This is a genomic window from Cryobacterium sp. TMT1-19 (genome assembly GCF_004403055.1).
GTDB lineage: Bacteria > Actinomycetota > Actinomycetes > Actinomycetales > Microbacteriaceae > Cryobacterium > Cryobacterium sandaracinum.
In genome coordinates, this window is sequence record NZ_SOHB01000041.1 from 60,519 (window position 1) to 68,784 (window position 8,266).

General features: G+C 67.0%; 6 protein-coding genes. 2 read left to right on the forward strand and 4 right to left on the reverse strand.

The window, feature by feature from the left end; all coding sequences use genetic code 11:
* Positions 1-15: 15 nt before the first annotated feature.
* The gene (locus E3T40_RS11300) at positions 16-1,083 is read right to left on the reverse strand and encodes an aldo/keto reductase (protein ID WP_104170134.1); all 1,068 of its coding nucleotides are present in this window, start codon (positions 1,081-1,083) and stop codon (positions 16-18) included.
* Positions 1,084-1,354: 271 nt separating this feature from the next.
* Here E3T40_RS11300 and E3T40_RS11305 point away from each other — a divergent pair, with 271 nt between their 5' ends.
* Positions 1,355-2,974, forward strand: coding sequence for a peptide chain release factor 3 (locus tag E3T40_RS11305; protein ID WP_104170126.1), 1,620 nt, complete (start codon positions 1,355-1,357; stop codon positions 2,972-2,974).
* Here E3T40_RS11305 and E3T40_RS11310 read toward each other — a convergent pair.
* The 3 genes from E3T40_RS11310 to E3T40_RS11320 form a co-directional block, all read right to left on the reverse strand.
* Positions 2,971-3,189: a hypothetical protein gene (locus tag E3T40_RS11310; RefSeq protein ID WP_134543566.1), complete on the reverse strand. Its 219-nt coding sequence runs from the start codon at positions 3,187-3,189 to the stop codon at positions 2,971-2,973. The two genes, E3T40_RS11305 and E3T40_RS11310, sit on opposite strands and share 4 nt — an antisense overlap.
* 4 nt (positions 3,190-3,193) lie before the next feature.
* Positions 3,194-5,236, reverse strand: a complete 2,043-nt coding sequence (locus E3T40_RS11315) for a transglycosylase domain-containing protein (protein ID WP_166786623.1) — start codon at positions 5,234-5,236, stop codon at positions 3,194-3,196.
* Between the two features lie 135 nt (positions 5,237-5,371).
* Entirely contained in the window at positions 5,372-7,060 is a 1,689-nt protein-coding gene (locus E3T40_RS11320; RefSeq protein ID WP_233191417.1) for a ribonuclease J, read from the reverse strand.
* Between the two features lie 332 nt (positions 7,061-7,392).
* On the opposite strand from E3T40_RS11320, the gene E3T40_RS11325 reads away from it, so the two are divergent.
* The gene (locus E3T40_RS11325) at positions 7,393-7,896 is read left to right on the forward strand and encodes a glutathione peroxidase (RefSeq protein WP_134342215.1); all 504 of its coding nucleotides are present in this window, start codon (positions 7,393-7,395) and stop codon (positions 7,894-7,896) included.
* Positions 7,897-8,266 lie beyond the last annotated feature (370 nt).

The window sequence follows — 8,266 nt, forward strand, 5'->3', positions numbered from 1 at the left end:
GCCGGCACCGGTGCGTCAGGCCGAGATCCGGTCGAGGTCCACCATGTCGCTGCGGGTCAGACGGATGTCGGCCGCCGTCACGAGGGCGTCGACCTGTTCGGGCTGGCTGGCACTGGCCACCGGCGCCACGACCGGCCCCCGTGCGAGCAGCCACGCGATCGCGATCGCCGCCGGCGGCGCCTCGTGCTCCTCGGCGATGCGGTCCAGCACCGCGAGCACGCGGAATCCGCTGCGGTTGCGGTATTGGGCGCCGCGGGAGCTGCGAGTGGTCTTCTCCAGATCGGCCTTCGACCGGTACCGGCCGGCCAGAAATCCGTGGGCGAGCGCGAAATAGGGGAGCACCGCCATTCCCTGGGCGCGGGTGACGAGGGCGAGGGAGGATTCGAATGCGGTGCGGTGCAGGAGGCTGTACTGCGTTTGCAGGGCAACGAAGCGGGGCAGGCCGTTCGCCGCGAGCACCCGGGCCTCCATCAGGCGTTCGGCGGAGAAGTTGGAGGCGGCGAGGTAGCGCACCTGGCCGCGGCGCATGAGCACATCGACGGCGCCGAGGCTCTCTTCCAGCGGCACGGTCGGGTCGTCGAAGTGGAAGTGCAGCAGGTCGATGTAATCCGTCCCCAGCCGGTCGAGGGAGGCGTGCACGGCGCCGATGATGCTGCGGGAGGAGAGCCCGGGGTTGTCGAGGTTCTTGCCGATCTTGGTGGCGATGACGGTGCTGTCGCGCGTTCGGCGCGAGCGCAGCCAGGACCCGATGATCACCTCGCTGCGGCCGGAGGTGTAGCTGTCGGCCGTGTCGAGGAAGTTGCCGGCCAGGTCGCGGTGGCGGTCGAGGATGCGGTGGCTCGTGGCGCCGTCTGCCGTCCACCCGAACACGCTCGTGCCGAGTGCCAGCGGGTGCACGGTGAGGTCGGTGTCGGCAATCGTGCGGCGGAGCGCCAGGGGGGACGCCCCGGTCGCGGGGGCGGCCTGCGGGACGTACAGATCCGGGATCGCGAGCGGGGGCGGGGGCGGAAAAACCGCCTGCGGGGCGGTCGGGATGGACGTCGAGATCGGAGCCGGGCCCTGTCCGGTCGGATGAGCGGGCATGCTGGTGGTCGTACGGCGGGAACCATGCATGCTCGGACGCGGCATCCGTTGTCTCCCTTCGGTTGAGCCGAGGTTATCCCCGGGGCCGAACGTTGCACAGGACACGCCTGGACCGTTACCAAACCGTGCGCGCATCGGGCCTGAACCCCGCCGCCGGAAGCGGAGAACCAGTTCCCAGAGTGTGAAGTTAGAATTGGGGAACCGATTCCTGAGTAGCGGCCGCCCAGGCAACGCCCCCCGCCTGCCCGAATCATCCGCGAAAGAAGGATCCATGACGCAGCTCGCCGGCGTGTCCACGCCCGAGGTACTGAAAGAAGCGCGCAGGCGACGCACGTTCGCCGTGATTTCGCACCCCGACGCGGGGAAGTCGACGCTCACCGAGGCCCTGCTGCTGCACGCGCGGGCCATCACCACGGCCGGCGCCACGCACGGCAAGGCCGGCCGGCGCGGCACCGTCTCCGACTGGATGGCGATGGAGCAGGCCCGCGGCATCTCCGTGACCAGCGCGGCGATCCAGTTCGAGTACCGCGACGCCGTGATCAATCTGGTGGACACCCCCGGGCACGCCGACTTCTCCGAGGACACCTTCCGCGTGCTCTCCGCCGTCGACGCCGCAGTCATGCTCGTCGACGCCAGCAAGGGTCTCGAGGTGCAGACCATGAAGCTCTTCGAGGTGTGCAAGCAGCGCGGCCTACCGGTGATCACGGTCATCAACAAGTGGGACCGTCCCGGTGCCGAGGCGCTGGACTTGATGGACGAGATCCGGGAGCGCACGGGACTCCTGCCCACTCCCCTGACCTGGCCCGTCGGGATCGCCGGTGACTTCCGCGGCGTGATCGACCGGTCCTCGCACGAATTCATCCGCTTTCACCGCACCGCCGGCGGAACGAAAGCCGCCGAACCCGAGCGCTTGAGTGTGGCCGTCGCGGCCGCCGAGGAGGGCGCAGCCTGGGTCACCGCCACCGAGGAGTCCGAGCTGCTCGCCGAGGAGAGCCAGGACCACGATGAGGCCCGCTTCCTCGCGAACGAGACCACCCCGGTGCTGTTCGCCGCGGCCGTGCTCAACTTCGGCGTGCAGCACATTCTGGACACCCTCGTGGACTTCGCGCCGGCCGCGGAAGCCCGGGAGGACGCATCCGGTGGCCACCGCCCCGTGGACAGCGCCTTCTCCGGTTTCGTGTTCAAGGTGCAGTCCGGTATGAACGCCTCGCACCGCGACCACGTCGCGTTCGTGCGGGTCTGTTCGGGTCAGTTCCGGCGCGGGATGATCGTGACCCACGCGGCCAGCGGGCGGCCGTTCGCCACCAAGTACGCGCAGCACCTGTTCGGGCGCGAGCGGGAGGTGGCCGACGAGGCCTGGCCCGGCGACATCGTCGGCCTGGTCAATGCCTCCGCCCTGCGGGTGGGTGACTCGATCTTCGAGATCGAACCGGTGGAATACCCGCCGCTGCCGATGTTCGCGCCCGAGCACTTCCGGGTGGTGCGGTCAGCGGACTCCAGCAAGCACAAGCAGTTCCGTCGCGGCATAGACCAGCTTGACCACGAGGGTGTCATTCAGGTACTGCGGTCGGAGCTGCGCGGCGACCAGGCGCCGGTGCTCGGCGCGGTCGGGCCGATGCAGTTCGAGGTGGTGGAGGAACGGATGACGCACGACTTCGGCGCCGCCATTCGCACCGAGGCTCTGCCCTACCAGCTGGCCCGGCGCACCGACCGCGCGAGCGCCGAGATCCTCGGCCACGACCGCCAGGTCGAGGTGCTGATGCGCTCCGACGGCACGCTGCTCGCCCTGTTCAGCACTCCGTGGCGGCTGCGCAACACCGTGCGCGACCACCCCGAGCTGATGCTGGAAGACCTCGCCACGGGCAGCAACGAGGTTCCCGCCGCGTACTAGGCGAGTCGGTCCTGATTCGCAGGCCAGCAGCCCGAACGAATTCGACGGAGATTCTGCCGAAAACCGGCCCAAACCGGCCGGAAAATCGGATTCAGGCCAGAATCTCCGTCGAATTGGTTTGACGCCGCGAGGGCAGCGGCCAGCACGAGGGCAGCGGCCAGCACGAGGGCAGCGGCCAGCACGAGGGCAGCGGTCAGGCGGATGCCGTCGGGCATGGGGTCAGCGGGTCAGGTCGCGCGGCGGCTCCGTGAACTCGTCTCCGCCGTACTTTTCGTTGGCGACGCCCATCATCTCGGGCCACATCCGGTGCCGGGCCGTGGCCGCCTGCCCGCTCTCGAAATATGTCTCCCGCTGGTCTTCGCCGGCCCCGGACACGTTCATGACGCCCACGATGGTGGCGACCTTCGTGCTCGCACCGGCCATCCAGGTGTCCCTGTTCTCATCGGTGGTGCCGGTCTTGCCGATCATCGGCACCTGCGGGTCGGTGTCGTAGTACGACGGGCTACCCGAGCCTCTGGTCATCACGCGCTCCATCGCGTAGCTCATGGCCGCGGCGACCTCGGGGGTGACGGACTGCGTGCAATTCGACTGCGGGGCGGGAAGTTCGGCTCCGTCGGGGCCGGTGATCCGGTCGATCACGATCGGCGTGCAGGTGACGCCATTGTTGGCGATCCCCGCGTAGGCGGCGGCCATCGTCAGCGGCGCGATCTCGTTGGTGCCCAGCACCGCGGACGCGCCCTGTTTCAGCGCGCCACCATCGGCGCGGTGCACGCCGAAGGCTTCGGCCGTCTTGCGGATGCCGCAGAGGTCGAGTTCCTTGGCCATTCCGATGAAGCCGGTATTGATCGAGTCGATGGTCGATTCCAGGGCGGAATAGGAGGAATCGTCATCCGAAGAGGAGTCGTTGCCGGGCGCGAAGCTCTCGCCGTAGTCCTGGGGACCGTTGCAACTGTCCTCGAAGGTTCCCCACTCGTCGCGTTCCCAGGCGCTGACCGAGTCGGCGAGCGAATTACCCTGAGTGAGCCATTCGGCGAGGGTGAAAACCTTGTAGGTCGACCCGGTCTGGAATCCGTTGGAGCCGCCCTGGTCGAGATCGGTGTTGTAGTTGATGCCGGTGAAGTTCGCTCCGGTGTCGGCCGGGTCCTGGCTATAGTCCTTGTTCTGGGTCATGGCCAGCACCCGCCCTGTACCGACGCCCACGCTCGTGATCACGCCGCCGACATCCCAGTCCTCGAAGGTCTTGGGCACGTTCTCGGCCATGGTGCTCTCTGCCGCGCTCTGCAGGTCGGGGTCGAGGGTCGTGTACACGTTGTAGCCGCCGAGCCGGAAGTTGGCCAGGCGGGCATCGGCATCCGCCCCGAAGGCCGGATCGTTCCGGAGGGTCTGGAGTACCAGGTCGCAGAAGTAGGCGCTTCCGCCCGCGGTGCGGCACCCCGTGCTCGGTTCGGTGATGATCGGTTCGATCGGAGCGCTGATCGCGGCGTCGTGGTCGGCCGTGCTGATCTTCTCGTTCTCCTGCATCTCGTCGAGGATGTAGTCACGGCGTTCTTTGTTGGCCGCGTACCCGTTGGCGGCGCCGTTGGTCGTGCTGTCGGGTTCGTCGAGCTGGAACTTGACCGGGTTGTTCACGATCGCGACGAGGCTCGCGGCCTGCGGCAGCGTCAGCGCGGCCGCGGTCGTGTTGAAGTAGTAGTTGGCGGCCGCCTCGATGCCGTAGACGGATCCACCGAAGCCGGTGATGTTGAGGTACTGCCGCAGGATGTCGTCCTTGGAGGACTTCTTCTCCAGACCGACGGCGAGGCTCATTTCCTTGAGTTTGCGCCACGGGCTGGTCTCCGTGGCCGCGTCGTAGCAGGTCATGCGCTCGGCGTCGTCGGAAAGGGCCTCGCACTGCTGCACGAGCACATTTTTCACGTACTGCTGGGTGATCGAGGATCCGCCGCGGACGTCGCCGGTGAACAGCGTGGTGACGGCGCCGGTGAGGCTGCCCCAGATGTTCACGCCGCCGTGCTCGTAGAATCCCGGGTCCTCGCCGGAGGTCGCCGCATCCTTCACGTACTGGCTGATCGCATCCGAACTCACTTCGACCCGGTTCTGGTCATAGAAGGAGGCGAGCAGATAGGGCGAACCGTCACTCGCGGTGGCGTAGATGTTGCTCTTCTGCGACAACCGGCCGATTGACAGGTCGTCGGGCAGATTGACCACGACCACGATCGCCGTCGTCGCCAGCAGGGCCACGACGACACTGAGCGCGATCAGCACACGCGAACGCCGTCGGGACCGACGGGCGTTTTTTCTACCGGACAATTCAGGGGTCATGAGCGCCGAGTCGTTTCTGGTTGCGAAGGAAGCGGGAGGGCCACCGGGCCGAACGGCCCGGTGGCCCGGCGGCTACAATCAGGCGTCGACGACGACCGAGGTGATGACCGGGATGCGGCGGTACTTGCGCTGCATCCAGCGGGTCAGACTCTGCGTGAAGATGTCTTCGAGCTCTGCGCCGTTGACGATCTTGACCTTGTTCGCGGCGCGCAGGGCGTCATCGATGGACTTGGTCGCGCCCTGGATCCACTCGTTGTCCTGCACGAAGCCGCGGGCGATGAACTCGACCGGCTCGGTGAGAAGCCCGGTTCGGGTGTCGAGGATGCCGAGGATCGTGACGGCGCCGTCGTTGGAGAGCTGCACGCGGTCGGCGAGAGCCTCCTCGGAGCCGCCGCCGCCGACCGTCATACCGTGCACGAAGACGAGCTCGGCAGCCACGCGGCCGGTGACTTTCGCGACACCGTCGACGAGGTCGACGACCACGCCGTCTTCGACGACGAGGACCTGGTCCTCGGGCACGCCCGTGCGGATGGCCAAATCGGCATTGGACTTGAGGTGGCGCCATTCGCCGTGGTACGGGATGACGTTCTTGGGTTTGACGATGTTGTAGACATAGACGAGTTCGCCGGCCGACGCATGGCCGGAGACGTGCACCTTGGCATTGCCCTTGTGCACGACGTTGGCACCCCAGCGGGTGAGGCCGTTGATGACCCGGTAGATCGAGTTCTCGTTTCCGGGGATCAGCGAACTGGCCAGCAGAACGGTGTCGCCCTCGCCGATCTTGATGGTGTGCTCGCGGTTGGCCATGCGGGCCAGCGCGGCCATGGGCTCACCCTGCGAACCGGTGCAGATGAGGACGACCTTGTCGTCCTTCATCCGGTCGAAGGCCTTGACGTCAACCAGGAGGCCCTTGGGCACCTGAAGGAAGCCCAGTTTCTCGGCGATGCCCATGTTGCGCACCATCGAGCGGCCGACGAAGGCCACCTTGCGGTTGTGGCGGGCGGCGGCGTCGATGACCTGCTGGATGCGGTGCACGTGACTGGCGAAGCTGGAGACGATGATCCGGCGAGGAGCGGTGCGGAAGACGGCGTCGATGGCCGGGCGGATGTCTTCCTCGGTCACCGTGAACCCGGGAACCTCGGCGTTGGTCGAGTCGGTCAGAAACAGGTCGACGCCCTCTTCTCCGAGCCGGGCGAAGCCGGGGAGGTCGGTGAGGCGGTTGTCGAGGGGGAACTGGTCCATCTTGAAGTCGCCGGTGACGAGCACGAGGCCGGCCTCAGTGCGGATCGCGACGGCGAGTCCGTCGGGGATCGAGTGGTTCACGGCGAGGAACTCGAGGTCGAACGGGCCGGCCTTGCGGCGCTGACCCTCCTTGACCTCGATCAGGCGCGGCGTGATGCGGTGCTCTTCGAGCTTCGCTGTGACGAAGGCCAGGGTCAGCTGTGATCCGATGACGGGGATGTCCTTGCGCTCGCGCAGCAGGTACGGCACGCCGCCGATGTGGTCTTCGTGGCCGTGGGTGAGCACGATGGCCTCGATGTCCTGGAGGCGGTCGCGCAGCGACGAGAAGTCGGGCAGGATCACGTTGATGCCGGGCTGGGTCTCCTCGGGGAAGAGAACGCCGCAGTCCACGATCAGGAGCTTGCCCTTGTGTTCGAAGACCGTCATGTTGCGGCCGATCTCGCCGAGACCGCCGAGCGGGGTGACGCGGAGGCCGCGCCTGGGCAGCTGCGGCGGCGTGGACAGGTCGAGCGGGTGCTTGGTCAAAAAAACTCATTTCTCAGTGTGAAAACGCGCGCGTCGCGGGCGTGTCTCGCGTAGTGGACCGTGGTCGGGTCCTGGTGAACGGATGTTCTGGTGAACAGATCGTGCAAAGTCTGGATTCGGGCGGCCGCGCCCGGGGCGGACGCTAATGTCCGATCGGGTCGGAGTCGAGGCTGAGTCCGAAGGCGGTGGCGTCAGGTCCGTGAAGTCATCGACACGGCAGTCGAGAGGGCACGGATGATGCTCATGACGCCTCATTCTATCGCAGCCGGGTCAGCCCCTTCACCGCTCCCCTGCCCAGCCTTCTCGAAGGCAGCACCGGTAGCGTCAGCCGCATGTCTGCCTCAGAGCTGTATTCGACCCCACTCACCCTCATCGACGGCACGGAAACGACCTTCGGCCAGTTCGGCGGCAAGGCCGTCCTGGTCGTGAACGTCGCCTCGAAATGTGGGTTCACTCCGCAGTACGCCGGTCTCGAAGCGCTCTACCAGAAGTACCAGCACGAGGGACTCGTCGTGCTCGGCCTTCCCTGCAACCAGTTCATGGGACAGGAGCCAGGGGCCGAGGCGGACATCGAGTCGTTCTGCCAGAAGAACTACGGCGTCACCTTCCCGCTGAGCGTGAAGGTCGACGTGCGCGGCAGGCACCAGCACCCGCTCTACGCTCAGCTGACCAAGTTCAAGTCGGGCCTGCTGCCCGGTCTGATCAAGTGGAACTTCGAGAAGTTCTTGGTGAGTCCCGAGGGTGAGATCGTCAACCGCTTCGCGTCGACGGTCGAGCCGGAGTCCGACGAGATCGTGCAGGCGATCGAGAAGACCCTCGCGGCCAACGCCGCCTAAGAGCCCACCGAGCCGGTTGACGCCCCTGGCTCCCCCGGGGTGGATGGGTCCCGGCCGAGCCCGCGCGTGTGGTCAACTCAGGACATCCGTCGCCCGCGTGAACCTGCCGCCCCGGAACAGTGCGGAACCGGCACGGATGCCCGGCGTGGCCAGACGTATCTCCTGATTAAGCCACAAGGGGCCTCGGGTATTCCGCAGGGCTTACGCGGTTCGGGCAATCAGCGGTCGCCCCGCCCCGCGCTGCGCCGTGAACGAATTCGACGGAGATTTTGGCTCTCCTGCTGCTTCCGTGGGTTAATCCCGGCCGGGGAGCACTGGTTTGTGGCCGCCGAGGCTGAGCATGGCCAGGGCGATGAGGGCGTCGGGCGAT